Annotated in this window: 25 protein-coding genes; 11 read left to right on the top strand and 14 right to left on the bottom strand. The window is 40.2% G+C overall.

From position 1 onward, the window contains the following. Entirely contained in the window at nt 1–837 is an 837-nt protein-coding gene (locus tag ACOKFD_RS12790) for an aldo/keto reductase (protein WP_422858279.1), read from the top strand. Here the strand turns inward: ACOKFD_RS12790 and ACOKFD_RS12795 are convergent. Both ACOKFD_RS12795 and ACOKFD_RS12800 read right to left on the bottom strand, forming a co-directional pair. Further along, entirely contained in the window at nt 834–1,346 is a 513-nt protein-coding gene (locus tag ACOKFD_RS12795) for an acyl-CoA thioesterase (RefSeq protein WP_298995985.1), read from the bottom strand. The genes ACOKFD_RS12790 and ACOKFD_RS12795 overlap by 4 nt on opposite strands. A 55-nt stretch (nt 1,347–1,401) precedes the next feature. Next, nucleotides 1,402–2,346, bottom strand: a complete 945-nt coding sequence (locus ACOKFD_RS12800; RefSeq protein WP_422858280.1) for an SPOR domain-containing protein — start codon at nt 2,344–2,346, stop codon at nt 1,402–1,404. 105 nt (nt 2,347–2,451) lie between these two features. On the opposite strand from ACOKFD_RS12800, the gene dprA reads away from it, so the two are divergent. Further along, nucleotides 2,452–3,564, top strand: a complete 1,113-nt coding sequence (gene dprA, locus ACOKFD_RS12805) for a DNA-processing protein DprA (protein ID WP_422858281.1) — start codon at nt 2,452–2,454, stop codon at nt 3,562–3,564. Here the strand turns inward: dprA and trpS are convergent. Continuing rightward, a complete protein-coding gene (gene trpS, locus ACOKFD_RS12810; RefSeq protein ID WP_422858282.1) occupies nt 3,561–4,529 on the bottom strand; it encodes a tryptophan--tRNA ligase in 969 nt (322 codons plus the stop codon). The two genes, dprA and trpS, sit on opposite strands and share 4 nt — an antisense overlap. Nucleotides 4,530–4,601: 72 nt before the next feature. Between trpS and ACOKFD_RS12815 the strand changes: the two genes are divergently transcribed. Further along, complete coding sequence (locus ACOKFD_RS12815; protein WP_298995975.1) at nt 4,602–5,345, top strand: lysophospholipid acyltransferase family protein; 744 nt, start codon at nt 4,602–4,604, stop codon at nt 5,343–5,345. Here the strand turns inward: ACOKFD_RS12815 and ACOKFD_RS12820 are convergent. The 5 genes from ACOKFD_RS12820 to recA all read right to left on the bottom strand — a co-directional run bounded on the left by ACOKFD_RS12820 (nt 5,342) and on the right by recA (nt 10,282). Next, nucleotides 5,342–6,511, bottom strand: coding sequence for a histidine kinase (locus ACOKFD_RS12820; RefSeq protein ID WP_422858283.1), 1,170 nt, complete (start codon nt 6,509–6,511; stop codon nt 5,342–5,344). The two genes, ACOKFD_RS12815 and ACOKFD_RS12820, sit on opposite strands and share 4 nt — an antisense overlap. 143 nt (nt 6,512–6,654) lie before the next feature. After that, nucleotides 6,655–8,184, bottom strand: coding sequence for a hypothetical protein (locus ACOKFD_RS12825; RefSeq protein ID WP_422858284.1), 1,530 nt, complete (start codon nt 8,182–8,184; stop codon nt 6,655–6,657). 11 nt (nt 8,185–8,195) lie between these two features. Next, entirely contained in the window at nt 8,196–8,729 is a 534-nt protein-coding gene (locus ACOKFD_RS12830) for an RNA polymerase sigma factor (RefSeq protein ID WP_422858285.1), read from the bottom strand. A 30-nt stretch (nt 8,730–8,759) separates the two neighbouring features. After that, nucleotides 8,760–9,194, bottom strand: a complete 435-nt coding sequence (locus ACOKFD_RS12835; protein ID WP_422858286.1) for a hypothetical protein — start codon at nt 9,192–9,194, stop codon at nt 8,760–8,762. Between the two features lie 80 nt (nt 9,195–9,274). Further along, nucleotides 9,275–10,282 (bottom strand): recombinase RecA, encoded by a 1,008-nt coding sequence (gene recA, locus ACOKFD_RS12840; RefSeq protein ID WP_298995964.1) that lies wholly within the window; start codon nt 10,280–10,282, stop codon nt 9,275–9,277. A 274-nt stretch (nt 10,283–10,556) separates the two neighbouring features. On the opposite strand from recA, the gene ACOKFD_RS12845 reads away from it, so the two are divergent. From ACOKFD_RS12845 to ACOKFD_RS12875, 7 genes are all read left to right on the top strand, one after another. Continuing rightward, nucleotides 10,557–11,588 (top strand): rhodanese-related sulfurtransferase, encoded by a 1,032-nt coding sequence (locus tag ACOKFD_RS12845; protein WP_422858287.1) that lies wholly within the window; start codon nt 10,557–10,559, stop codon nt 11,586–11,588. Between the two features lie 101 nt (nt 11,589–11,689). Continuing rightward, on the top strand, nt 11,690–12,850 hold the full coding sequence (locus tag ACOKFD_RS12850; protein WP_298995959.1) for a regulatory iron-sulfur-containing complex subunit RicT: 1,161 nt from the start codon (nt 11,690–11,692) through the stop codon (nt 12,848–12,850). Next, a complete protein-coding gene (locus ACOKFD_RS12855) occupies nt 12,840–13,328 on the top strand; it encodes a gliding motility lipoprotein GldH (RefSeq protein WP_422858288.1) in 489 nt (162 codons plus the stop codon). Before ACOKFD_RS12850 ends, ACOKFD_RS12855 begins: the two co-directional genes overlap by 11 nt. 1 nt (nt 13,329) lies before the next feature. Beyond that, nucleotides 13,330–15,654, top strand: a complete 2,325-nt coding sequence (locus ACOKFD_RS12860; protein WP_422858289.1) for a penicillin-binding protein 1A — start codon at nt 13,330–13,332, stop codon at nt 15,652–15,654. Between the two features lie 94 nt (nt 15,655–15,748). Next, complete coding sequence (locus ACOKFD_RS12865; RefSeq protein WP_422858290.1) at nt 15,749–16,450, top strand: CoA transferase subunit A; 702 nt, start codon at nt 15,749–15,751, stop codon at nt 16,448–16,450. A 3-nt stretch (nt 16,451–16,453) separates the two neighbouring features. Then, complete coding sequence (locus tag ACOKFD_RS12870; RefSeq protein WP_422858291.1) at nt 16,454–17,107, top strand: CoA transferase subunit B; 654 nt, start codon at nt 16,454–16,456, stop codon at nt 17,105–17,107. Nucleotides 17,108–17,411: 304 nt separating this feature from the next. Then, nucleotides 17,412–17,933, top strand: coding sequence for a GNAT family N-acetyltransferase (locus tag ACOKFD_RS12875; RefSeq protein WP_422858292.1), 522 nt, complete (start codon nt 17,412–17,414; stop codon nt 17,931–17,933). Here the strand turns inward: ACOKFD_RS12875 and ACOKFD_RS12880 are convergent. Further along, the gene (locus tag ACOKFD_RS12880) at nt 17,919–18,239 is read right to left on the bottom strand and encodes a hypothetical protein (protein WP_422858293.1); all 321 of its coding nucleotides are present in this window, start codon (nt 18,237–18,239) and stop codon (nt 17,919–17,921) included. The two genes, ACOKFD_RS12875 and ACOKFD_RS12880, sit on opposite strands and share 15 nt — an antisense overlap. A 141-nt stretch (nt 18,240–18,380) precedes the next feature. Between ACOKFD_RS12880 and ACOKFD_RS12885 the strand changes: the two genes are divergently transcribed. Then, nucleotides 18,381–19,088, top strand: coding sequence for a helix-turn-helix domain-containing protein (locus ACOKFD_RS12885; protein ID WP_422858294.1), 708 nt, complete (start codon nt 18,381–18,383; stop codon nt 19,086–19,088). Nucleotides 19,089–19,092: 4 nt separating this feature from the next. On the opposite strand, the gene ACOKFD_RS12890 is transcribed toward ACOKFD_RS12885, so the two are convergent. From ACOKFD_RS12890 to ACOKFD_RS12910, 5 genes are all read right to left on the bottom strand, one after another. After that, nucleotides 19,093–20,247, bottom strand: a complete 1,155-nt coding sequence (locus tag ACOKFD_RS12890; RefSeq protein ID WP_422858295.1) for a methionine aminotransferase — start codon at nt 20,245–20,247, stop codon at nt 19,093–19,095. A gap of 36 nt (nt 20,248–20,283) precedes the next feature. Continuing rightward, on the bottom strand, nt 20,284–20,775 hold the full coding sequence (locus ACOKFD_RS12895) for a very short patch repair endonuclease (RefSeq protein WP_422858296.1): 492 nt from the start codon (nt 20,773–20,775) through the stop codon (nt 20,284–20,286). Nucleotides 20,776–20,797: 22 nt separating this feature from the next. Beyond that, nucleotides 20,798–22,939 (bottom strand): PQQ-binding-like beta-propeller repeat protein, encoded by a 2,142-nt coding sequence (locus ACOKFD_RS12900; protein ID WP_422858297.1) that lies wholly within the window; start codon nt 22,937–22,939, stop codon nt 20,798–20,800. A gap of 93 nt (nt 22,940–23,032) precedes the next feature. Continuing rightward, nucleotides 23,033–23,779, bottom strand: coding sequence for a succinate dehydrogenase/fumarate reductase iron-sulfur subunit (locus ACOKFD_RS12905; protein WP_298995939.1), 747 nt, complete (start codon nt 23,777–23,779; stop codon nt 23,033–23,035). A gap of 6 nt (nt 23,780–23,785) precedes the next feature. Next, nucleotides 23,786–25,789: a fumarate reductase/succinate dehydrogenase flavoprotein subunit gene (locus tag ACOKFD_RS12910; RefSeq protein ID WP_422858298.1), complete on the bottom strand. Its 2,004-nt coding sequence runs from the start codon at nt 25,787–25,789 to the stop codon at nt 23,786–23,788. Nucleotide 25,790: the final 1 nt, after the last annotated feature.

Raw genomic sequence — 25,790 nt, forward strand, 5'->3', positions numbered from 1 at the left:
ATGGAAAAAATCACTGATCTACAAGGTACTTTTGAATTGAACAACGGCGTAAAGATGCCCTATTTTGGTTTGGGCGTCTATTTGTCCAAAGACGGAAATGAAGTGATTCAAGCTGTTGACGATGCTTTGGAACACGGATATAGACATATAGATACCGCCTCAATCTACAAGAATGAGAACGGAGTGGGTGAAGCTATTAAACAAAGCTCCGTAAAACGTGAAGATATCTTTGTCGTGAGCAAGGTCTGGAATGCAGACCAAGGTTTCGAGTCTACATTAAGAGCTTATGATGATAGCCTGAAAAGGCTTGATTTGGATTATTTAGACCTTTATTTGATTCACTGGCCAAAAGAAGGACTCTATAAAGAGACTTGGAGGGCCCTCGAAAAGTTGTACAAGGAAAAAAGGGTCAAGGCCATTGGGGTAAGCAATTTTCTCCAGCACCACCTTGAAGATGTAATGACCGGTTCCGAAGTGGTTCCCATGGTCAATCAAATGGAATTCCACCCATACTTGGTTCAGCAGGATTTGCTTGATTTTTGTAAAGAAAAAGGTATTCAGTATGAAGCTTGGTCCCCCATGATGCAAGGTCATATCTTTGAAATGGATGAATTCAAACAGCTTGCCGATAAATACAGAAAGACCATTGCTCAAATCGTTTTACGTTGGGACATACAAAAAGGGGTCGTAACCATTCCCAAATCTGTAAAAAAGGAAAGAATCATTTCCAATGCCCAGATTTTCGACTTCGAACTTGACGAAGACGATATGGCATTATTGGATGCAATGGACCAAGGAAAGCGATTTGGGCCTGACCCAGATAATTTTGATTTTTAGGAAGTAAAAAGGGCCTTAAGTTCAGTAGCATCTTGAGGTTGCATCTTTCCTGCCAAGACCAGACTCAATTGTTTTCTCCGTAATGCTCCGGCAAAACGCTCCTTCTCCAAGTCCGTTTCGGGAGCTATTTCAGGCACTTCCGTAGGTTTCCCAGTATCATCCACAGCAACAAAGGTGTAAATGGCCTCATTGGCTTTTGAACGCTCACCGGTAAAACGATCTTCCATCCAGACATCAATATACACTTCCATGGAAGTCCTAAAGGCACGTGAAAGTGAAGCCTCAATAGTGACAACACTGCCCAAAGGAACGTTTCTGTTGAAAGCTACGTGATTTACTGAAGCCGTAACGGTGATTCTTCGACTATGTCTTCGGGCAGCGATACTGGCGGCCCTATCCATACGGGCCAACAATTCGCCTCCAAAGAGATTGTTCAAAGGGTTGGTTTCCCCAGGAAGAACCATATCGGTCATTACAGTTTTGGAATCCTTTGGATTTTTAGGCGCCATACTTTTTTTGGCAAAGATAAATCAGTAGATAGACTTAATCGAAAAGGGAAAGGGATTATTTTTCTGAAAGCAACCAAGCATCTCGCGACTCAGTACTTCGTATTTTTCTAAGAAAGCCTAGAGCCTCTTTTGAATCTTCAAAGCTAGAATAGCTAACTTGGTGCAGGCCATATTTGTTTACCCCCAAATATTGAGCACTGAACCCTTTTTTCTTTAATTGGGCCACCTTTTTGTTAGCATTTTCTTTAATACGGAAAGCTCCCGCTATAACATGGTGTTTTCCCTGCTTTTTCTTGTTTAAGGTAAGGTTTACAGCAGGAAGCTCAAGGGGATTTCCATCAAAAAAAGTAGCTTCTTGTATCAAACGGGAAACCTCTTTTTGAGCCTCTTCCTGGGCAACAGACTGTTTGTTCTGGAATTCTCCAAAAGCCCTAAAACCTGTGAAACCTGCCGATATCATCAACAAGACAACCGCAGCATAAGACAACCATGGCCTAAAAGAAGTAGTTTCCCTTTTTTCTGGGGTGATGATGAATGGAATTTGACTTTCAAGTTCTTCCACCTCTTCTTTTAAGACTTCACGCTGAATAGGAATAGCACTTAAAGAAGCCATTCCAAAGGAAGAGGTCAGGTAATTGATTTTGTTCTCGGGCTGGAACTGTATTTTTCCATTAGAGTTTAACCATAGCTTCCCAATGCCATACAACTCTATTCGCTCACTGTCGTTGAGTCTTTTTTTCCAATTTTTCCCTACGTTCTCAATTTCATCTAGAATAGAATCGTAGTCCAGTTTTTTTTCTCTGGCGATATGGGAAACCAATACGCCATCATTGATGCTCAATTGTGAATTGAAGGAAATTGTTTTTAAAGGAGGGGTCAATCGGTTGGAAGAAGCGTCAATTTCTGCAGATTTGGTGTGGGCCAAAAAAGCACCAAAACCAGGTACAACTACACAATTGTGCTCATAAAGTAAAGTTGATATAAATCCCTCAATACGCATCCCCGCAAATATTAAAAAAAAACAACAAGAGCGAAATACGGCTTATCACTTTTTATTAACATCCAAAAATCCGTATTTTCGAAGCAATCCCAAATCTAATACTAAGTGACTGAAAATGAAATAATTGCATCTTTAAGATTGCAATCTGTAAGAAATGTAGGAAGCATAACTGCGAAAAAATTGATAGCCCACTGCGGTAGTCCAAGTGCAGTATTTATGGATAAAGTACAGCACCTTTCGCGGTTGCCAGGAATTGGAAGTACTGTGCTTAAAGAACTAAAAAATGCAACTCACCTAAAGAATGCAGAAAAAGAACTACACTTTATTCAAAAGGAAAATATAGGCATTACCTATTTTGAGGACGAAGAATACCCCAGCTTTTTAAAACACTGTGTAGATGCTCCAATAGTTTTGTTCAAAAAAGGAAGCATCAATTTGTCCAGAAGAAAAATCATTAGTGTAGTGGGCACTAGAAACATCACAAATTATGGTAGAGCTTTTTGTGAGCAGTTTATTTCGGACATAGCCCCTTTGGACCCTATTATTGTAAGTGGTTTTGCATACGGTGTGGACATAACGGTTCAAAAACTGGCCATGGAACATGGTTTGCAAACTATAGGCTGTTTGGCGCATGGTTTAAATCAAATGTATCCAAAAAGTCACTCCAAGTATGTAAACGGCGTTATGGAAAACGGAGGTTTTTTCACAGAGTTTTGGAGTAGCAGTAATCCAGATAGAGAGAATTTTTTGAAGCGAAATCGTATCATAGCTGGAATTAGTGAAGCCACTATAGTGGTGGAATCTGCAGAGAAAGGAGGTAGTTTGGTCACGGCTGATATTGCAAATAGTTATAACCGAGAGGTTTTCGCGGTTCCTGGAAGATATACCGATAAGTATAGTAAGGGGTGCAATGATTTGATTAAAAAACAAAAAGCCCACATGATAACTTCTGCTGCGGAACTAGTTTATTTTTTGGGATGGGACTGGGAGGAACAAAATGAAGGTAACGCATCTGCAACACAGAAACAGCTTTTTGTGGAGCTGGAACCTATGGAGCAAGCTATTTATGATTTATTGCAATCCAAAGGGAAACAAGAACTAGATTTGGTTGCACTGGAATGTCAGTTGCCTATCTTCAAAGCTTCATCCACCCTTTTGGCCATGGAAATGAAGGGTGTGGTGCGCACACTTCCCGGGAAATTGTTTGAGGCTATTTAATACCCAACCTTTTCCCGTACTCTTTGTAAAACACCATTTGCCACTTTTCTGGCTTTTTCAGCTCCAACGGCTAAAGCTTCATCAACCTCATTCAAATGTTCCATGTAATAGGCAAACTTTTCCCGAGGTTCTTCAAACTTGTTCACTAGTACTTCGTACAAAGCTTGTTTTGCATGGCCATATCCATAATTTCCAGCTAAGTAGTTGGCACTCATTTCTTCAATTTCCTCCTCAGAAGCCAGTACTTTATACAATGCAAAAACATTGTCTTTGGATGGATCTTTTGGCTCTTCCATCGGAGTGCTATCCGTAACAATGCCCATTACCTGCTTCCGTAGTTTCTTGTCGGTTTGGAAAATATCGATGATGTTTCCCTTGCTCTTGCTCATTTTTTGTCCATCCGTACCGGGAACGTACATGGTTTCCTGTTGAACTTTAGCCTCAGGGAAGACAAAAGTTTCCCCCATTTGGTGATGGAATCTTGAAGCTACGTCACGGGTCATTTCCAAATGTTGCAGTTGGTCTTTTCCTACGGGTACGATATCCGCATCATACAACAAAATATCCGCGGCCATCAGCATAGGATAGTTAAACAAGCCCGCGTTTACGTCTTCAAGACGGTCGGCCTTGTCCTTAAAGGAGTGTGCTAGCGTAAGACGCTGATAGGGAAAAAAACAATTCAAGTACCAAGCCAGTTCTGTTACCTGCGGAACATCGCTCTGTCTGTAAAACACCGTTTCTTCAATATCCAAACCAAAGGCCAACCAGGCAGCAGCTGTGGCATAGGTGTTTTCTCGAAGCTGCTTTCCATCTTTGATTTGAGTAAGGGAATGCATATCTGCAATAAAAAGAAAAGACTCATTACTTGGGTCTTTTGCCATTTGAATGGCGGGCATTATCGCTCCCAAAATATTTCCCAAATGTGGTGTTCCTGTACTTTGAACCCCAGTTAAAATTCGCGCCATGCTTTTATTTTGTGCAGCGACAAAGGTAAAAGAATTCAAAAAATATAAAGCGATATCATTACATTTGAAACGGTGCGGAAACTATTAAAAAATATAGGTCATGTCTTGTATCGAATATGGTTCTATTTTTTGGTTGCCATCTTGATTCTTCTTTTCCTTCCCTTACTTTTGGCCACAACCTTTTCCGAAAAGACCTATCCACAGTTTTTTTGGCTGGCCAGAAACTTGTGGGCAAAACCTATTGTTTATGGTATGGGTTGTGTGCCCAGAATACGCTATCAAGAAAAATTAGAGCGTGGAATGAGCTATATGCTGGTAGCAAACCACACCAGTATGTTGGATATTATGTTGATGCTTTTGGTGAGCAAAAACCCTTTCGTTTTTGTGGGGAAAAAGGAGTTGGTAAAAATACCGCTCTTCGGCTTTTTCTATAAACGCGTCTGTATTATGGTGGATAGGGAAGATGTAAAAAGTAGAACAGGAGTATATCGTAGGGCACAACGAAGACTAGATCAGGGATTGAGTATTTGCATTTTTCCCGAAGGAGGTGTTCCAGACGAATCCATAACGCTAGATACGTTTAAAGACGGTGCTTTTAAAATGGCCATTGCACACAGGATTCCAGTGGTCCCTATTGTCTTTTTTGATAACAAAAAACGATTTTCTTTTACATTTCTAAGTGGAGGACCAGGAAAAATGAGAGCCAAGGTGCTTCATTTTTTTAGTACTAAGAAGTTAAAAGAAGAAGATAAAAGAGAATTGAACGAAGAGGTTAGGAACGTAATTCTGCAAGAACTTAAAAAGGCAATATTTTAACTAGAAAAAAGGTTGGGTAGCCTAACAGTGATTTCACCAATTTCTTTGCTTTCGTTTTTTGAGGAAGTAATCTCTTTTTCGATGTTGTATTTTTTTGCTGCATTCAATAAATCAATCTGATCCTCCCACTTCATGACATGGCTTCTATACTTAGGTTTGTATTCGACTGCAGAGATAATGGCATCATGAATATATTGTATTTTCAGATAAACATATGATTCAGAAACTGTGAAGGTAACGTTCAATTTTTCATTTTTGTGTTGATTGTACATGGCAAATTCGATGAGATTTTCAAAAAGGGTAAGTGTAATTGAAGCGGGAATAATCGCATTGTGTTTTTTTGATTCCTCATCCACATAGATTTCATATTCAAACTGGTTATCATACCGAAGCTTCTGAAGTTTGAGATACCAATCCAACATCTCTATTTCGTCCTTTAAGGAAACAGTGTCCAATTCCAGATGTTTTAAATTGAAACGAAGAAGTTTGCTAAACAAGGAAAGATTATCCAGAGCAGATTTTTTATTCTCCGAAGCCACGAAATACTGAATGGCATTGATGACGTTGAAAACGAAATGGGGATGAAGCTGCGAGTTTAGTGCCTTTAACTTCAACTCAACCATTTCTTCCTTTACCTTTAGGAGATTTTGATGTTTTTCAATAAGTGCTGCATTTGCTCTTACGCTCTTGATTTTTATAGCACAAATAGAGGCTATGACAGAAAGCATTTTAAGGTGCTGCTCGTTGAAAAAGGATTTTTCTGGATGTTCACAGTCTATAACACCATATATGACTTTTTCGTAGGAAATGGGAACGCATATTTCGGAAAGTCTAATAGCATCATCCACAATGTAACGCGAATCAATTGATGTATCCAGAATAATCTCTGGAACCCCTGTCAAAGCAACAGTTCCTGTTATCCCTTTGCCTAAGGGAATTTTTACTGGATTGTGGAGTTTTTGGTCCTTGGGGTTCTTTGGGCCATAAGCCGATTTCTGTACCAGCAGATTGTTCTTTTCATCAACTAGGTAGATTACACAGTCTACAAAGCCCAGTTTCGAAATACAGTTCTTTGCCAAATCCCAAAGAATGTCTTCCTCATTTTCTTTTCCCATCAAGGACTTGGAAAAGTAAACAAGGATATCCTCGAAGCTTTCAGTTTCCAAAATTATTGATGATTGGGTTAAGACCTCAATTTACTAAAAATTTGATGTACCCGGTTTTAACAATAAAAACACCCCACCTGTTATGGGTGGGGCGCTTAGTGATTGTCTAAAGGGACAATCTTCCTAACCAACTTCTTTAATGCTTAAAACTTTAAGTTGACACCACTATAAACGCCAACAGAGAATGGCCTGAAAGGCCCTGCAGTCTCTGAAAAAGTGTTCAGCTGATATTTAAACATAGGTTCTAAATTTAATTGCACTTTTGGAGAAACTTTATAGTTAAAGCCTAGACCTACATTGGTGCTAAAATTGACAGAATTGGCATTGTTGGCTTCTCCTACTTCAGTCACCAATTCATCAGACTCCAATAAAATGGTATCGTCCACAAGGAATAGGGAACTGAACCCACCAATAATATCAACTCCAAATTTTTTATCAATAAGGGCATAGTTAAGCTCCAAAGGAACTTCTATATACCCAAGCTGTTGCACCATTTCACCACTTAAGGCTGCAGTCTCATTGGATTGTATTTCGGAGAAACTATCAACGGCCGCCCTATCAGGAACACTTTTACTGCTTTGAATCACTAAGTTTCTAGAAGTTTCTGTGTAATTGATGTTATCTATAAGTTCGTTCGTGGAACCTTCCAAGGAGGAAGAGAACAAAACTTCGTTGGTATCATAACCGTAATCCACCCGATGTACTCCAGACCTGACCTTTAAGCGTTTTCCCAAATTATAGGTCACGGTGAGGCCATAACTTAAATTCACATTGCCCGATTTTGAATTAGAACTAAAATTGGAATGTATTGGGGAACCTTCCCCTGTTCCAGTAAAATAAACAGGAGCTACAGAAGGACCTACGGCCCATTTGCTTTCAGTATTTTCCGCTATGAGCTCTTCTTCATCTTCAGCGTTTTTTTCTGCAATGGCATCATAGATGGATTTTTTTTCGGGCAACTCTTTTTCAATCTTCTTTTCCACGTCCGTTTGTGCCACTGCACTTTCTTTTTCACCCAATTTTTCCTCATTGCCTTTTTGAGGTACAACTAACACATCTTTCTCTTGTACTCCCCTTTCCTCAAAAGCGACTGCATCTTCGGTTTCATTCTTAGGGTCATCTAAGATTTGATTGACAGTGTTTTTAGTTTCTTTGGCTTCCGAATCTTTTTTATCGTTTTGAGCGACTACAGTTTCTAAGTTGGTTTTGGAATTTGAAGGGTTATTCGCTTGGGTCAAATTAGTCTTCTTAGGGGATGCGTCCATATTTGCAACCCCATTCATGTTAGACTTGTTTGTGTCCTGATTTGAGGAATCTCCGTTCTGGGTATTTGTCAATTCTTCTTTTTCAATAACATCCGTTATCTGAGAAGCGTTTTCAATTGAATCCTTGTTGGCATTAGGAACAACCTCTTTCTTGTTTTCTGTTCCAACAACTTGAATTTGATTATTGTTTTCCGATTCGTCTGAGCTGTCCAAAGGGTTGATGGCAAAAAACAAAATGGCAAAAAGCGCAGCAACGCCACCCAATTTCCACCAGATGGGAATCACCCGTTTTTTGTTTTTCTTTTTGTCCAATGTGGCCTCAATAGCCTTCCAGACATTGTCATCTGGAGACTCATGAAAGTCCTGGAAAGTATCCTTGAACAATTGCTCTAAATTCTTTTTCCCCATTCTTAAATCATTTAAGCAATGTTTATGTTTTCTTTTTTAATTTTTTCTCTCAAAATCATTTTGGCTCTAGCCAAATTCGATTTTGAGGTTCCAGTGGATGTCCCCAACATCTCACTAATTTCTTTATGACTATATCCGTCCAGTACATATAAGTTGAATGTGATTCTATATTTATTGGGAAGTTGTTGTATATGGCCCAGCAGCGCAGATAAGCTTACATCCAACTCCTCTGTGTCCAGTTCTACTGAATCCTCGCCGAGGTTTTCTGAGACCACGTCCATATACTGTTCTTTCCTATATTTTTGAAGAACGGTGTTTATTGTAACACGCTTAATCCAACCTTCAAAAGAACCTTTAAAATTGTACTGTCCAATTTTATCAAAAATGGTAATGAAACTGTCGTGCAAATTGTCTTCAGCTTCAATTCTGTTTTTAGAATATTTAAGGCACATACCGAAAAGAATACCGGAATATTTCTGGTATAATTCAGCCTGGGCCTTACGTTTTCCGTTTTTACAGTTATGTATTAGTTCCTCAAGATCCAAATGTTGGTCAATTTTGGATTATTGGTATTGTCAATTTGTGTCTTCTACCACAGGCACAGTATATTCAATAAAAGTGGCATCTCCAGATTCATCGTCTCCTGTGTAAAACCTAAAAGTATAGGTTCCGGTAAAGATAACATTGAATTCAAAGCTGGCTGTTACTTCTTCTGCCAACTGTGTGCAAGTCTCGTCATCAGTAATAACAGAACCGATAACCGTTACATTTCTTTGGGTTTCGGCAACTGTGGCCACATCAAAACCTTCAAAAAAAGTACAACTATCCGGTCGCAGATATGTAACTTCTACTGTGTAGGTCTGATTAAGCTGAAAAGACTCGGGAAGGCTTGCCTCCACAACAGAAAGTGTGGTAAAATGAAAGTTTGGCCCATCATCATTCAAATCACATGAAGAGAGTAATGGGAACAAAGCACACAAAAGACATGCTAATACTACCTTTTTCATCATCAAAATCTTTGATTAATAGATGACAAAGCAGAACAAGGGTTGCGTTTTGTTTCCTATAGTTGGGATAAAGAAGTTGAAAATTACGAATTTACAGTGGCAATGGCCTCTTTGATTTTTCCCTCCAGTTCTTCAGAAAGCTCTGGATTATCTACCAAAAGGGCCTTAACGGCATCTCTACCCTGCCCAAGTTTGGTATCGCCATAGCTGAACCAGGAACCGCTTTTTTTCACAATTTCATAAGCTACCCCCAAATCCAGAACCTCACCTACCTTAGAGATTCCCGCTCCATACATAATGTCGAATTCAGCAGTTTTAAAAGGAGGGGCTACCTTATTCTTCACCACTTTTACTCGGGTTTTATTACCCTGCACATTTCCATCGGTATCCTTTATTTGGGTAGACCTTCTAATGTCCAAGCGAACAGAGGCATAAAATTTAAGTGCATTACCTCCAGTAGTGGTTTCCGGATTGCCGAACATAACTCCAATTTTTTCCCGCAACTGGTTGATAAAAATTACGGTACAGTTGGTTTTGCTTATGGTCGAAGTAAGTTTACGTAGCGCTTGAGACATTAACCTTGCATGAAGTCCCATTTTGGAGTCCCCCATTTCTCCTTCAATTTCACTTTTCGGGGTAAGTGCAGCAACTGAATCCACAATAACAATATCTATTGCGCCAGAACGAATAAGGTTATCGGCAATTTCCAATGCCTGTTCTCCATGATCGGGCTGTGAAATAATCAAATTATCAATATCAACACCCAATTTTTGAGCATAGAATCTATCAAAAGCATGTTCTGCATCAATAAAAGCGGCTATTCCACCGTTTTTTTGAGCTTCTGCAATGGCATGAAGTGTAAGTGTAGTCTTTCCTGAAGATTCTGGACCGTAAATCTCAATAACCCGCCCTCTTGGATAACCTCCAACACCCAAAGCAATATCTAAACCTAAAGACCCTGATGGTATAACTTCAACATCCTCCACCACAGTATCACCCATCTTCATAACAGCACCCTTTCCGTAGGTTTTGTCCAACTTATCAAGGGTTAGTTTAAGTGCTTTGAGTTTTGCTTCTTTTTCGCTGCTCATTGTTCTCGTATTTGACGAGCTAAATTACCATTTCTTTTTTCATGGACAATGGAGGCGCAACCTTTTTGATGGGAAAACATCTACAATGTACTAACTCAAATAAACAATATATCGAAGGTCTACTTCGTATGGCACATTTTGAACCGCAACTGGGAAATTTGCGCTATGAAAAGAATCAATGTGTATAGACTCCTTACTACCTAAGGAGTCTTTTTTCTTTTATACCTTTGCCTCCACTTTATAGTCACTCTTTAACTTAAATTATTGGTATAGCATGCAACTGTACAATACATTAAGTGCAAAGGAGAGGGAGAAACTTATAGAAGAAGCCGGGAATGATAGGCTTACCATCTCTTTCTACCAATATGCGCACATAGGAAACACCCAGATTTTCAGAAATCATTTATTCATCCATTGGAACGATTTGGATGTTCTTGGCCGAATTTATGTAGCCCAAGAAGGTATTAATGCACAGCTTTCGGTACCAGCGGAAAACTTTCAAGCTTTTAAGGAACATCTGGACAGCATCACCTTTTTAGAAAATGTAAGACTGAACATAGCTATAGAGCAAGACAATAAGTCATTTCTGAAACTTAAGGTAAAGGTTAGACACAAAATTGTTGCGGATGGACTTAACGATGATACGTTTGATGTGACCAATAAGGGAATTCATGTTGGGGCCGGGGAATTCAACAATTTGATTGAAGACCCTGATGTGGTCTTAGTGGATATGAGAAACCATTATGAAAGCGAAATTGGGCATTTTAAAAATGCAATAACTCCAGATGTGGATACTTTTCGGGATTCTTTGGACATTATTGAAAACGACTTAGCGGAGCATAAAGAAGACAAAAAGTTGGTCATGTATTGTACTGGGGGAATCCGATGCGAGAAGGCCAGTGCATATTATAAGCACAAGGGGTTCAAAAATGTATATCAACTTGAAGGAGGGATTATTGAATATACCCGTCAGGTTAAGGAGCAAGACTTAGAGAACAAATTTTTAGGTAAAAACTTTGTGTTCGACCATCGCCGTGGAGAACGGATTTCCGATGATGTGATTTCCAATTGCCATCAGTGTGGAAAGCCTTGCGATGCCCATGTTAACTGTGCCAATGAAGCATGTCATTTACTCTTTATTCAATGTGAAGAGTGTGCCGAAGCCATGAACAATTGCTGCTCAACGGATTGTATGGAAGTGCACGCATTGCCTTTTGAAGAACAGAAAGCACGAAGAAAAGGGAAACACGCAAGCAATAAAATTTTCAAAAAGGGACGTTCTGAAGTGCTCAAGTATAAGAAATAACATTTCCGTTCTGGAACAATTTATCCTATCTTTACCTAGAATAATTTTATGAACCCTTTTTAAAGGAGCTTGTTAAGTTTCTTTAAATCAACATATTAAATATGGCGTGTAGCAGTTGTTCAACCGGTAAGGATGGACAACCGCGTGGCTGCAAGAACAACGGAACTTGTGGCACTGATGGTTGTAACAAGCTTACAGTTTTTGATTGGCTTTCCAATATGTCGCTACCCAACGGACAAAAACCTTTTGAATTCGTTGAGGTTCGTTTCAAAAACAGCAGAAAAGAATTTTTTAAGAACATAGATAACCTTTCCTTGGCTATTGGAGACGTAGTAGCTACCCAGGCAAAGTCAGGGCATGATGTGGGAATGGTTACCCTGACCGGAGAGTTGGTTAGGGTACAGATGAAGAAAAAAAAGGTAAACCCCGAAGATAAAACCCTCCCAAAAATCTATCGAAAAGCGTCTCAACGTGATATCGATATATGGCAAAAGTGTAGGGACAAAGAAGAAGAAATTAAAAAACGCTCTCGAGAAATTGCCATTTCATTGAAGCTCCAAATGAAATTGAGCGATGTTGAGTTTCAAGGAGACGGGTCCAAAGCAACATTCTACTACACTGCTGAAGATAGGGTCGATTTTCGACAATTGATTAAGGACATGGCCAAGGCCTTTGGAATTCGGATTGAGATGCGTCAAATCGGTTATCGGCAAGAAGCACAGAGGTTGGGAGGAATTGGCTCTTGCGGAAGAGAATTGTGCTGTTCCACATGGTTAACAGACTTTAGGTCTGTGAGCACCGCATCTGCCAGGTATCAACAACTAGCACTTAACCCTCAAAAACTGGCAGGGCAATGTGGAAAGTTGAAATGCTGTCTGAACTATGAGTTGGATATGTATTTGGAAGCATTAAAAGACTTCCCACCTCAGGACAGTAAACTCCAAACCAAAAAGGGAATAGCATTCTGCCAGAAAGCGGATATTTTCAAAGAAACCCTTTGGTTCTCTTATAAGGATGACCCAGCCACTTGGCATGCTTTACATAAAGACCAAGTACATGAAATTTTGGAACTGAACAAGAAAAACGAAAAAATTGCCAGTCTTGAAGAATATGCCCAAGACAATGTAAGTGAAGAAAAATTGGTTTTTGAAAATGTAGTTGGCCAAGACAGCCTTACTCGGTTCGATAGACCTAAAAAGAATAAAAAAAGGAACAAAAATAAAAGGAAAGGCAAACCCAAAGCACGCTCCAATGCCCAATAAATTTCTTATTTCCCTTTTCATTTTACTGGCTATGGCGTCCTGCAATCCCAATCTGGAGTTTTCAGAATATGAAACTCTAAAAGAAGGAAGTTGGGCCATGGATAGACCGGTGGACTTTGAGTTTTCCAATTTGGATTCTTTGCAACCTCACAACATGTATATCAACATCAGGAACGATAATAATTTCGAGTTTAGCAACCTCTTCCTCATTGCCGAATTGGAGTACCCTGATGGAAATACTTTGAAAGATACTTTGGAATTTGCCATGGCCGAACCCACTGGAGAGTGGTTGGGAAAGGGGCTTGGAAGTGTTAAGGAAAGCAAATTATGGTATAAGGAAAGCATCGTTTTTCCCGATTCTGGCGTATATAAGGTTAAAGTTACCCATGCTATGCGAAAAAATGGGGATATAGATGGTATTCCTGTTTTGGACGGCATTACCGATATAGGTTTGGAAATTGAAAAAATCTCCCAATAAAATGGCAAAAAAAACAAATAAAAGTCAACCACAAGGCTTTGGAAAGTACATTAAGTGGTTCTGGATTCTTTTTGCGTCCGGGATGTTTGCCGTGCTCTTACTTTTCTTATTGGCATCATGGGGTGCTTTCGGTACCATGCCCACTTTCGAACATTTAGAAAACCCAAACACCAATCTTGCTACAGAGATTATTTCTTCCGATGGTGAAACCTTAGGTAAGTTTTATTTGGATGACAATAGAACACCAGTGCCGTTTAGTGATCTTCCAGAAAACTTGGTCAATGCGTTAGTGGCTACTGAAGATGCCCGTTATTTTGAACATTCTGGGATTGATGCAAGGGGCACCATAAGAGCTGTGGCATTTTTGGGAAGTAAAGGTGGAGCAAGTACCATATCACAACAGCTGTCCAAATTGCTCTTTACTAAAAAACCTTCTGGCGGTTTTGGTAGAATCGTCCAAAAAATTAAAGAATGGGTAATAGCCACTCGGTTGGAAAGGCAATACACCAAAGAGGAGATTGTACAAATGTACCTTAACCTCTATGATTTCAATTACAATGCCGATGGTATCCGTTCTGCGGCTCGAATTTATTTTGGCAAGGAGCCCAATGAATTGAAGACCGAGGAATCTGCTGTATTGGTAGGGATGTTGAAAAACTCTTCCCTCTATAATCCCATCCGAAGGGAAGAATTGGTATTGAATAGGCGAAATACGGTTTTGGGTCAAATGGCCAAATACGACTACATCACTGAAGCAGAAAAAGATTCTTTGCAAGCGCTGGAGATGGATTTGAACTTTAGTCCAGAATCGCACCGTGAAGGGCTTGCCACTTATTTTAGAATGTACTTGCAACGTTACTTGAACAAATGGATTGATGAAAACCTCAAACCTGATGGAGAAAAATACAATATCTACCTAGATGGCCTTAAGGTGTATACTACAGTAGATTCAAGAATGCAGAAAAACGCGGAGGATGCAGTTCAAGAACATATGAAACGCCTTCAAGCAGAGTTTTTCCATCAGAACACTCCAGATAGAAACCCAACTGCTCCTTTTTTGGACCTTGAGTCTTTCGAGATTGATAATATTATGGAAAGGGCAATGAAAGTTTCTGCGCGATGGAAAGCTATGAAACGTCAGGGAGTATCGGAAAATGAAATTCGGGCCTCGTTTCGCAAGAAAACAGAGATGACCGTTTTTGATTGGAACAGTGATTCCTTTGAAAAAGACACCATCATGACCCCGATGGACTCTATTCGCTACTACAAGACTTTTTTGCGCACCGCAATGATGTCCATGGAACCCCAAACGGGTCACGTGAAAGCTTGGGTTGGAGGGATAGACTACAAGCATTTTCAATATGATAATGTTATTCAAGGCTCTAGACAAGCTGGGTCTACATTTAAGCCATTCGTCTACGCTGCAGCAATTGATCAATTAAGATATTCACCCTGTGATTCTCTTCCGGACAATCAGTATTGTATTGAGCCACTTAAGCATGGAAATCCTGAAGCATGGTGCCCCAAAAACTCAGATGGTAAATATTCTGGTGAAAATTTAACGCTAAAAAAGGCGCTCGCCAATTCTATCAATACCATAACGGCTCAGTTAATTGATAGAGTAGGACCAGCATCGGTAGCTAGTATTGCTAAAAACATGGGGTTGACTCGGGAAATTCCGGAAGTACCATCTATAGCTTTGGGAACTCCAGACTTTAATGTCTACGAAATGGTAGGAGCTTATGGGACTTTTGCAAATCAAGGAGTTTATGTAAAACCGGTCATGGTAACCAGAATTGAGGATAAAAATGGTACTGTTCTCTATGAATATAGGCCAGAAACCAAAGACGTACTTAGTAAAGATGTTGCCTATGCCATGGTCAATCTTATGGAAGGGGTTACACGATACGGTTCAGGAGGAAGATTAAGACATTCCTTTGCCAAAAATCAAAGTGTATATAAAGAAATTATCACGGGATACCCTTATGAACTTACCAATCCCATTGCAGGAAAAACAGGAACCACACAAAATCAGAGTGATGGTTGGTTTATGGGAATGGTGCCTAACTTGGTGACTGGAGTTTGGGTTGGGGGTGAGGATAGAGCTGCTCATTTTTCCAGACTAGCTTATGGACAGGGAGCCTCTATGGCCTTGCCTATTTGGGCATTGTATATGAAGAAGAATTATGCCAACGAAGAACTGGGCGTTTCGCAAGGTGCGTTTGAAGAGCCTGAAGATTTATCAATCAATGTAGATTGTACCAAGGTCTTGGAAGATATCCAAAAGGAACTGGATACAGAAGATGACCTAGAATTGGATTTCTAACTCTAGTAGCTAAAAAAACTGAGCCCTAAGAAATATTAATCTTGGGGCTTTTTTATTTATATCGTATTTTGAAAATCCTTAAAGAAATGGAAGTATGATAAAAAAAACCGTCTCAAATGTAGAGGAAGCCTTAAGAGGTGTAGCGAATGGAATGACATTTATGCTTGGGGGTTTTGGACTTTGCGGAATCCCTGAAAATGCCATTGCCGAGTTGGTGAAATTGGGTATAAGAGACATTACGTGCATTTCCAACAATGCTGGAGTAGATGATTTTGGATTGGGCTTACTTCTTCAAAACAAACAAATCAAAAAAATGGTGTCGTCATATGTAGGTGAAAATGATGAGTTTGAGAGGCAAATGCTTAGTGGCGAGTTGGAGGTGGAGCTAACCCCTCAGGGCACATTGGCAGAAAAGTGTAGAGCTGCTCAAGCGGGATTCCCTGCATTCTATACGCCCGCTGGGTATGGAACCGAGGTTGCCGAAGGAAAGGAAACCAGAGAGTTTGGAGGGAAGATGTATGTGTTGGAGCCTGCTTTTAAGGCCGATTTTTCGTTTGTAAAAGCGTGGAAAGGGGATGAAGCAGGAAATCTTATTTTCAAGGGAACAGCAAGAAACTTCAATCCTTGTATGTGTGGAGCGGCCAAAATTACCGTGGCAGAGGTGGAAGAATTGCTTCCGGCAGGTAGTTTGGACCCCAATGAAATCCACATACCAGGAATATTTGTGCAACGTATTTTTCAAGGAGAGCACTACGAAAAGAGAATTGAACAACGAACGGTAAGGACTAAAGTATAGGAGATGCTAGATAAGAATGGAATTGCACAACGAATTGCAAAAGAGGTAAAAGATGGGTACTATGTCAATTTAGGGATTGGCATACCCACTCTGGTGGCCAACTTTGTGCGTGAAGATATCAGCGTAGAATTTCAAAGTGAAAACGGGGTATTGGGTATGGGCCCTTTTCCTTTTGAAGGAGAAGAAGATGCAGATATCATCAATGCTGGAAAACAGACGATAACAACCCTGCCAGGGGCATCCTTTTTTGATTCTGCATTGAGCTTTGGAATGATACGTGGGCAACATGTGGACCTGACCATACTGGGAGCTATGGAAGTTGCTGAGAATGGAGATATCGCCAATTGGAAGATACCCGGCAAAATGGTAAAAGGTATGGGAGGTGCTATGGATTTGGTGGCCTCGGCCGAAAATATTATCGTGGCCATGATGCATACCAACAAGGCGGGCCAATCCAAGTTATTAAAAAGATGCACTTTACCCTTAACAGGAGTAGGATGCGTGAAAAAGATAGTTACCAATCTTGCGGTAATGGAAGTGACTCCGGATGGTTTTAAACTCTTGGAGCGTGCACCAGGAATAAGTACCGAAGAAATCGAAAAGGCAACGGAAGGAAACCTGGTTATTGAAGGAAATATACCGGAAATGGTGCTATAAAGGCCTTAACATCGTTCACAACAAAAACTTAAGGTTACACAACATTCATTTCGTTAGGAAAAAAACAAAAAATACCTTTGAATTGTTCGATTTTTTCGACAAATTGTAATCCTAAATTTTTACCATGGCATCCAGACTAAACACCACTGCAACTGAAGACACTGTTCAAGTGTATCGAAATGATTTTCTAACCGGTTTTATGCTATTAATTAGAAAGCTTTTTATGCTTTAAGAACCGAACTAGATAAGAAATTTTGAAGCTGACCTTTAGAGTCGGCTTTTTTTTTGCCTTATTTTGAAGGTTATGGAATTTAAACTGAGAAAGTGTAACCTAACTGACTTGGATGCCTTATTGTGGATTGCAAAGGAGACTTTTGTATCCACTTTTGCAAAGGACAATGACCCCGACGAGTTTCGGCAATATGTGGAGCATGCATTTACCCGCGGCAAGTTGAAAAAGGAACTTCAGAATGTGGCATCCCAGTTTTACTTCGTGTTTGAGCAGGATGAACTGATAGGATACTTGAAACTAAATCAATCCGAAGCGCAAACGGATATTAATGACAAGAATTCCATTGAATTGGAGCGTATTTATGTGTTAGAGGCCCATCAAGGAAAAAAAGCAGGCCGGTGGATGCTTGAAAAGGCGATTCAACTTTCCAAAAACCAAGAAGGGATATACTACTTATGGCTAGGAGTTTGGGAACGTAATACAAAGGCTATCCGCTTTTATGAAAGAAATGGCTTCTACAAAGTAGGAGAACACTCATTTTTTATTGGTAAAGACGAACAGATAGACTGGTTAATGCGACTAGATTTTCAATAATCCATCCAAAAACAGAATATCCCCTTCCGCTTGTAATTTTATGGCTATGGAATTTTCAAAAGCTATGTGAATTAATAGGGAAATGGCCTTTGCGTTGGTCTTGGTTAAGCTATTTGTTCTATAGATTACGTCCCTAATGGTAGAAAAGCTAACACTTGTTCGTGAAGCAATATCTGCATAATCATCTTTGGAAACGTTTCGTCTAAGTACGGTGGAAAGTTGTTCCGTAATAGGTTTTCCGTACTCTTCTTTAGAAAAAATCGCTTCGCTGTCAATGACCAGGTTAAGTTTTTTGATTGAGCCCATACGCAGGTTTATTGGTTTATCAAGTTATGTGTTGGGGTCAAATCTTAGTTTTCTATATTTGGTCTGTAACCCAATTACAGAAATGTAAAGTCTTGCTGCGCAGAATCAAATATATGAAAATAATTTCATGTTTCATACGTTATGCAAATAATCAGAAAGCTTAGAAAGAAGATGGGTGCAACCCAAACCGATTTGGCAAATGCAGTTGGGGTTAGCCTTCGTACCATCCAAACCTATGAAAAAAAGGATGCCAATATTCCCAGTAAAAGGTTAGCTCAGATAGCCGCGTATTTTGAACTTAGCGTTATTGAATTGCAGATTCGTGAGGTAAATGAGGAAGAAGCAACCTACGGTAATCAGAACCCATTTGACCATTTTGGGACTCGATGTTATCCCTTGGATTTCGGAAAAACTTTTATGTTGGTACGCTTGCTTTTGGCTGAAACACAAGAAGAGTATGCTAAAAATAGGAATAGCAGTGAAGAACCTAAGGATACAATGAAGACGGGTTTTGTTGTGGAGACCTTACATGATAGTTCCCATTTAGCTTTTGAAATAGCTGGAGATTACATGAATGATGGTACAATTCAATCCATCCCGAATAAATCTATAGTACTTGGGGTGGAACATGCAGTGAATGAGCTGGCAAAAAAACCAAAATTGTTTTTGAACCAAATTATGGTATTGGTATTGCGCGATAGAATTACTTGCAAAAAAATAGTTGCTGTTGATATAGACAAGAAAGAGATAACCTGTAGCAACCTCAATACTTCCCCTGAATTTAATGACTTCAAACTCCCTTTGGATGAAATCCTTCAATTGTTCAAAGTAATTAAGAAACAGATATAGTACCCTAGATTCTATTCAAAACTTCAACTGCCTTATCCAAAGTTTCCTCAGTTTTGGCAAAACAAAAGCGAAGTAGGTTATCGTCTCTTTCATTTATATTGAAAACGGACATGGGTATACTGGCCAATTTGTAATCCTTTATGAGTCGTTCATTTAAAGCAACGTCACTTTCCTTTGTAATATCAGAATAGTCCAATAATTGAAAATAACTTCCTTGGGAAGGCCGAAACTTAAATCGAGAACCAGAAATTGCATTTAAGAAGTAGTCCCGCTTTCTTTGATAAAAATCACTAAGATTTAGGTAATGGTCTTGATTTTTAAGATATTCCGCCAAGGCAATTTGTGCTGGATGGTTCACACAGAAGACATTAAATTGATGGATTTTGTTAAACTCATGCATTAAATCTGAAGGCCCGACACAATACCCTACTTTCCAACCCGTCACATGAAACGTTTTTCCAAAGGAAGAACAGATAATGCTTCTTCTGGAAAGGTCTTCAAATCGGGCAGCACTTTGGTGGACTGCACCATCAAAAACAATATGCTCGTATACCTCATCACTCAATAAAATGATATTGGTATCTCGTAAAATATCTTGCAAAGCAATCATATCGGCTTCAGTTAGTATTTGGCCACTTGGATTATGCGGTGTATTTATAATGACCATTTTAGTCCTTGAGGTGATTTTATTTCGGAATTCTTCCCAGTCCACCTTAAAATCTTTCCCTTTCAATTCTACAAATACAGGAACCCCTCCAGCGAGCTCTATAGCAGGCTCATAACAATCATATGCAGGTTTCAGAACCAGAACCTCGTCATCATTTGAAATAAAAGCTGTGATAGCAGTATATATTGCCTGGGTAGCTCCGGCGGTTACGGTAACTCCCTTTTCTACATTATATCTTCTACCATACGTTTTTTCAATTTTCTCCACAATCACTTCGCGAAGCTGCTTTGCACCGGTCATAGGAGCATACTGGTTGAAGTTGCCGTTCAATGCTTTTTTATACAGATTTAGAAGTTTGGAATCTGGTGAAAAATCAGGAAAACCTTGCGATAGATTTATGGCATTATGTTCTTTTGCCAACTTTCCAACTATGGTAAAAATGGTAGTTTGAACACTAGGTAGCTTAGAATTAATATTCAAAATGGCACTCATTCAATAGGAATTTTTCAAAATAGGGAGTTCTACAAATTACTCTGAACCGTTTTCTTGGGAAACAACAATTTCCAGATGCGTTATTACCTTTTGCAAACATTGGTCCAACTCTTTTTTGATTTGTCGTTCCCAAAAACGAAACACGGTATAGCCTAGTCGTTGTAACTCCATATTTACCTCTTGATCTCTTTGTATGTTCCGTTCAATCTTGGGAATCCAGAATTCGCGATTACTCTTGATTTTATGTTTTCGCTCTTCCCAATTGTGACCATGCCAGAATTCGCCATCGATAAAAATCACAGTCTTGTACTTCTTTAACGCGATATCTGGTTTTCCTATTAATTTTTTATAATCAATACGGTATCTGTAACCCGCTTCCCAAAGGGCTTTTCGGAAAGCCAATTCTGGCTTGGTATTTTTCCCCCGAATCTTCCCCATGATTTTAGAACGCTCTGGAGTAGTATAAAATCCAGATTCCTCATTGAAACGAGGAACTTTGATGCGTTCTTTGGATTTGTAATTGGCCATAGATTAAAAAAATAGGAGTGTTCTAGGGATTGTCCGGTAGGGCAAAAGCAATAATCTTGTTTCCTTTTGGGGTTCCCAATTTTTCACCCCCACAGGCCAAGGCTATATACTGTTTGCCATTTACCTCGTAGGTAGCAGGCGTAGCAAAAGAAGCAGCAGGCAACTTATACTGCCATAGCAGTTTTCCATTATGACGATTAAAGGCCCTAAAAAAACCATCCTTGGTACCCGCTATAAAAAGGAGGCCATTTTGGGTTATTATGGGTCCTCCATAGCTTTCACACCCTGTAGGTTCTCCTGTTGGATTTTCCAATCCTGGAGTATCCCCAAGGGTAATGGACCATACGTAGTCTCCCGTATTCATGTTGATGGCATGCAAGGTTCCCCATGGAGGGTCTATGGCAGGAAGACCGTTGCTATCCAAAAATTTGGTGTAGCCGAGATGGCGATAAGGTAGTTTTGGATATTCCTCCTTATTGTTTGAGATTACTTCCATTTTATCTGGTTCATCATACAGAAAAGCGACTAGCCCATCTACTTCTTCATCACTTAGCTGTGGAAACCCAATCATCATGCCCTTTCCTTTTTGTATGATTCGCTTTGTTTCCAATTCTGATAGTTTTGTCTTAAGTCCAAGTAGAGAAGGATACCCACTTTGAACAACACCTTCGCGATTACTCTGATGACATACACTGCAATATTTGGCATACAGACTTTGTCCTGTAATGGTATTGTTTTCAGCGGTAGTTAAAGAGTCTTTTCCCATACGAAGCATGAATGCCATTTCGTTGGAGTTCACATAAAGAATTCCATTTTCTGGATCTGCACCAGCACCGCCCCATTCGGCGCCTCCATCATATCCGGGAAGAAGCAATATGGGATCAAGAGAAGGAGGTGCATAAACAGTTTTGTTAGCCTGTTCAAGTGTCTCAATCAATTCCTCTTTGTTCCCGGCAAATGGACTAATATTTTCTATTGAGATTTCATCAGATTGGCGAGCAAACGGTTTTGGCTTTACGGGAAAAGGCTGCGTAGGCCATGATTCCTCACCTGTTAATGTAGATTGAGGTACTTTTCGTTCTTCAATATCAAATAGGGGCTCACCTGATAATCTATTAAAGGCAAAAACGTAGCCTTGTTTGGTTACCTGAACTACAGCAGGTATAGATTTTCCATCCAAGGTCAATGTCATCAAATTTGGAGGAGCAGGAGGATCTCTGTCCCAAATATCGTGATGGGTAAATTGAAAATGCCATAACAACTCCCCAGTAGCAACATTCAGTGCCAAAAGGGAATTCGCATATAAATTCTCCCCTTTTCGAATACCGCCATAAAAGTCAGGAGCAGCAGAACCTGTTGGAACAAAGAGAATATTATTTGCCTCATCTAGAGCCATTCCTGCCCAGTTATTGGCGCCACCAACATATCCTTTTTGAAGCGATTCTTTATTTTCCCAGGTTTTGTAGGCAGTATCTTCAGGAAGGGGAATTGTATGGAAGACCCATTCCAACTTTCCACTTTCCACATTAAAAGCCATAAGGTTTCCAGGGGCGGCACCAATATCTTCAGAGACGCGTAAGGGCATAATGATTTTGTCCTCATGGATGATTCCCGGAGTATTGGATATCACAAACTTATCCTTTGCAGATTCTGGAAGTCCTGACCTCAAATCTATGGAACCCTTATTTCCAAAAGAAGCAACAGGTTTTCCTGTAATTGCATCGAGAGCCCAAAGTTGAGAACCTCGTGTAAATAGAATACGTTTATCTTCTCCTTTGGACCAATACGTTACCCCTCTACTTGTAGAATGCCAAGCTTCCAGTTTTTCCCCGAATTGCCAAACTTCTTCTCCAGTGGCTGCATGTAATGCCACCACCCGTAAAGCAGCCGTAACACCATAGAGTAAAGTATCCACAACGATTGGATTCATTTGCATCTGTCCAAAATCTTCTGATTCGTATTCCCAGGCGATTTTTAGGGAGTTGACATTTGTGGAATCGATTTGGTTAAGTGTGGTGAAGTGAGTCTGGGCTTTATCACCCAGGGAGGTACTCCAGGTTTCATATGTTGATGTTTCTTTTGGTTTTGAACAACCAGCAATAAAAACCAGCGAAAGAAGGAGTGGCAAAAAGGAGACTCTTGCAAACTTATTCAGAATGGACATCACTACGGGTTTTGTACTAAAGATAAAAAAAGCCCAAACTCCATTTGGAATTTGGGCTTTGTTATTTGAATTCCCGACTTGTAGGAATGTATACTAGCCTTTCACACTGGCGGAAAGATACTCCCTATTCATACGGGCGATATTCTCCAAAGAAATTCCTTTAGGACATTCCACTTCACAGGCACCGGTATTGGTGCAATTTCCAAATCCTTCCAAGTCCATTTGGCGAACCATGTTCTGTACACGTTCTGCCGCTTCAACTTGTCCTTGAGGGAGTAAAGCAAATTGAGAAACCTTAGCTGAGGTGAATAACATCGCACTAGCATTTTTACACGCAGCCACGCAAGCACCGCAACCAATACAAGTTGCTGCGTTGAAAGATTTATCAGCCATTTCCTTCTCAATAGGAATAGCGTTGGCATCAACAGGTCTTCCGGATGTGTTTACGGAAATATAACCGCCAGCTTGTTGAATACGGTCAAAAGCAGTTCTATCCACAATAAGATCTTTGATAACCGGGAATGCAGTTGCTCTCCATGGTTCGATTACAATTTCATCCCCATCGTTAAAGCTTCGCATATGCAACTGACATACGGTTATCCTTGAATCAGGCCCATGGGGTTGGCCATTGATCATTAAGGAGCAAGTACCACAAATACCTTCTCGACAATCGTGATCAAATTCGACTGGTTCTTCGCCTTTTGAAATCAATTCCTCGTTCAATATATCCAGCATTTCAAGAAAGGACATATCGCTTTCCACACCATCTAAAGTGTAGTCCACCATGGAACCTTTGGAATCTGCATTCTTTTGGCGCCAAATTTTTAAATATAGTTTCATAGCAATTTATTTATAAGACCTTGTCTTTACTTTAATGTTTTCGTATACCAAATCCTCTTTGTGCAATTTGGATTTACTGGGTTCACCAGTATATTCCCAAGCTGATACAAACTTGAAGTTTTCATCATCACGAAGTGCTTCTCCTTCTTCGGTTTGATATTCTTCCCTAAAGTGTCCACCACAGGATTCGTTACGTTCCAAAGCATCCATGGCGAATAGTTCACCAAGCTCCAAGAAATCGGCTACCCTTCCTGCTTTTTCCAACTCTTGATTTTTAGAGTCTGGTGTACCAGGAATTTTTACGTTCTCCCAGAAATCTTTTCGTAGTTCCGAAATTTCCTTCATGGCCTCTTTCAATTCCTTTGCATTTCTGGACATACCACATTTGTTCCACATGATTTTGCCCAACTTTTTGTGGTAGTAATCCACAGAATGGATTCCACTTCCTGACATCAATTTCTCGATGCGCTCACGAACTGCTTTTTCGGCTTCATCAAATTCTGAAGTTTCTGTCGAGATTGGTCCGGTACGAATATCATCAGAAAGATAATCCCCTATGGTGTATGGTAAAACAAAATAGCCATCAGCCAAGCCTTGCATCAATGCCGAGGCTCCTAAACGGTTTGCCCCGTGGTCGCTAAAGTTGGCTTCACCAGCTGCATAACAACCTGGGATAGTTGTTTGAAGATTGTAATCCACCCAAAGACCACCCATGGTATAGTGAACCGCTGGATAAATCTTCATTGGGGTTTTGTATGGATTCTCGTCTACAATTTTTTCATACATCTGGAAGAGGTTTCCGTATTTGGCCTCAACGATTTCTTCTCCTAGTTTTCTTACGGTTGTGTCATCCGGATTCTTCATTCCCGAGGTCAATGCTTTTTCACGTCCATAGCGCATAATGGCCGCATCAAAATCCAAATAAACCGCTTCCCCCGTTTTGTTAACTCCGTACCCGGCATCACAACGCTCTTTTGCTGCTCTTGATGCCACATCTCGAGGTACCAAGTTTCCGAAGGCTGGATAACGTCTTTCTAAATAATAATCTCTATCCTCTTCTGGAATCTCAGTGGGCTTCAGCTTACCTGCGCGTATAGCTTCTGCATCTTCCATTTTAGCAGGCACCCAAATTCTACCATCATTACGAAGGGACTCTGACATCAAAGTCAATTTAGATTGATGGTCCCCAGATACGGGAATACACGTTGGGTGAATCTGAGTAAAGCATGGATTGGCAAAGTAAGCACCCTTTCTGTGCGCTCTCCAAGCAGCCATTACATTGGCTCCCATACAATACGTAGAAAGGAAGAATAGGTTTCCATACCCCCCAGTTGCCAAAACCACAGCATGTGCCGAGTGTCTTTCAATTTCTCCACTGACCAAATCCCTAGCGATAATTCCTCGAGCCTTACCGTCAACAAGTACCAAATCCAGCATTTCATGACGGGTATAGGATTTTATTTTTCCTCTTTGAATCTGTCGATTCATAGCGGAGTAAGCACCCAAAAGAAGTTGTTGTCCCGTTTGTCCCTTTGCGTAGAAGGTTCTTGAAACCAATACCCCTCCAAAAGAGCGATTGTCCAACAAGCCTCCATATTCACGTGCAAAAGGAACCCCCTGGGCTACGCATTGATCAATAATGTTGGTAGAGACTTCCGCTAATCGATGCACGTTTGCCTCACGGGAACGATAGTCACCTCCTTTAATAGTATCATAAAACAGGCGATAAACACTATCGCCATCACCTTGATAATTCTTTGCTGCATTTACCCCACCTTGAGCCGCAATGGAGTGCGCTCTTCTCGGGGAATCTTGATAGCAAAATGTTTTAACGTTATAACCCAGCTCCGCCAAAGTAGCAGCCGCCGAACCTCCGGCTAAACCTGTACCCACCACAATAATATCAATGTTTCTTTTGTTGGCGGGGTTCACCAAGTCTATTTCATTCTTATGTTTTGTCCATTTGTCCGCTAATGGACCAGCTGGCACCTTTGAATCCAATTTTCCCATG

The sequence above is a fragment of the Flagellimonas ulvae genome, from assembly GCF_049333175.1.
Taxonomy (GTDB): domain Bacteria; phylum Bacteroidota; class Bacteroidia; order Flavobacteriales; family Flavobacteriaceae; genus Flagellimonas.

Coding starts and splice junctions, on each gene's coding strand:
- ACOKFD_RS12800 (WP_422858280.1), bottom strand. CDS start 2,346: ATGCGTATTGAGGGATTTATATCAACTTTACTTTATGAGCACAATTGT.
- recA (WP_298995964.1), bottom strand. CDS start 10,282: ATGAGCAGCGAAAAAGAAGCAAAACTCAAAGCACTTAAACTAACCCTT.
- ACOKFD_RS12905 (WP_298995939.1), bottom strand. CDS start 23,779: ATGAAACTATATTTAAAAATTTGGCGCCAAAAGAATGCAGATTCCAAA.
- ACOKFD_RS12790 (WP_422858279.1), top strand. CDS start 1: ATGGAAAAAATCACTGATCTACAAGGTACTTTTGAATTGAACAACGGC.
- ACOKFD_RS12875 (WP_422858292.1), top strand. CDS start 17,412: ATGGAATTTAAACTGAGAAAGTGTAACCTAACTGACTTGGATGCCTTA.
- ACOKFD_RS12885 (WP_422858294.1), top strand. CDS start 18,381: ATGCAAATAATCAGAAAGCTTAGAAAGAAGATGGGTGCAACCCAAACC.
- ACOKFD_RS12855 (WP_422858288.1), top strand. CDS start 12,840: ATGCCCAATAAATTTCTTATTTCCCTTTTCATTTTACTGGCTATGGCG.
- ACOKFD_RS12835 (WP_422858286.1), bottom strand. CDS start 9,194: ATGATGAAAAAGGTAGTATTAGCATGTCTTTTGTGTGCTTTGTTCCCA.
- ACOKFD_RS12850 (WP_298995959.1), top strand. CDS start 11,690: ATGGCGTGTAGCAGTTGTTCAACCGGTAAGGATGGACAACCGCGTGGC.
- trpS (WP_422858282.1), bottom strand. CDS start 4,529: ATGGCGCGAATTTTAACTGGGGTTCAAAGTACAGGAACACCACATTTG.
- ACOKFD_RS12880 (WP_422858293.1), bottom strand. CDS start 18,239: ATGGGCTCAATCAAAAAACTTAACCTGGTCATTGACAGCGAAGCGATT.
- ACOKFD_RS12865 (WP_422858290.1), top strand. CDS start 15,749: ATGATAAAAAAAACCGTCTCAAATGTAGAGGAAGCCTTAAGAGGTGTA.
- ACOKFD_RS12910 (WP_422858298.1), bottom strand. CDS start 25,789: ATGGGAAAATTGGATTCAAAGGTGCCAGCTGGTCCATTAGCGGACAAA.
- ACOKFD_RS12860 (WP_422858289.1), top strand. CDS start 13,330: ATGGCAAAAAAAACAAATAAAAGTCAACCACAAGGCTTTGGAAAGTAC.
- ACOKFD_RS12845 (WP_422858287.1), top strand. CDS start 10,557: ATGCAACTGTACAATACATTAAGTGCAAAGGAGAGGGAGAAACTTATA.
- ACOKFD_RS12900 (WP_422858297.1), bottom strand. CDS start 22,939: ATGTCCATTCTGAATAAGTTTGCAAGAGTCTCCTTTTTGCCACTCCTT.
- ACOKFD_RS12795 (WP_298995985.1), bottom strand. CDS start 1,346: ATGGCGCCTAAAAATCCAAAGGATTCCAAAACTGTAATGACCGATATG.
- ACOKFD_RS12895 (WP_422858296.1), bottom strand. CDS start 20,775: ATGGCCAATTACAAATCCAAAGAACGCATCAAAGTTCCTCGTTTCAAT.
- ACOKFD_RS12870 (WP_422858291.1), top strand. CDS start 16,454: ATGCTAGATAAGAATGGAATTGCACAACGAATTGCAAAAGAGGTAAAA.
- ACOKFD_RS12825 (WP_422858284.1), bottom strand. CDS start 8,184: ATGGGGAAAAAGAATTTAGAGCAATTGTTCAAGGATACTTTCCAGGAC.
- ACOKFD_RS12890 (WP_422858295.1), bottom strand. CDS start 20,247: ATGAGTGCCATTTTGAATATTAATTCTAAGCTACCTAGTGTTCAAACT.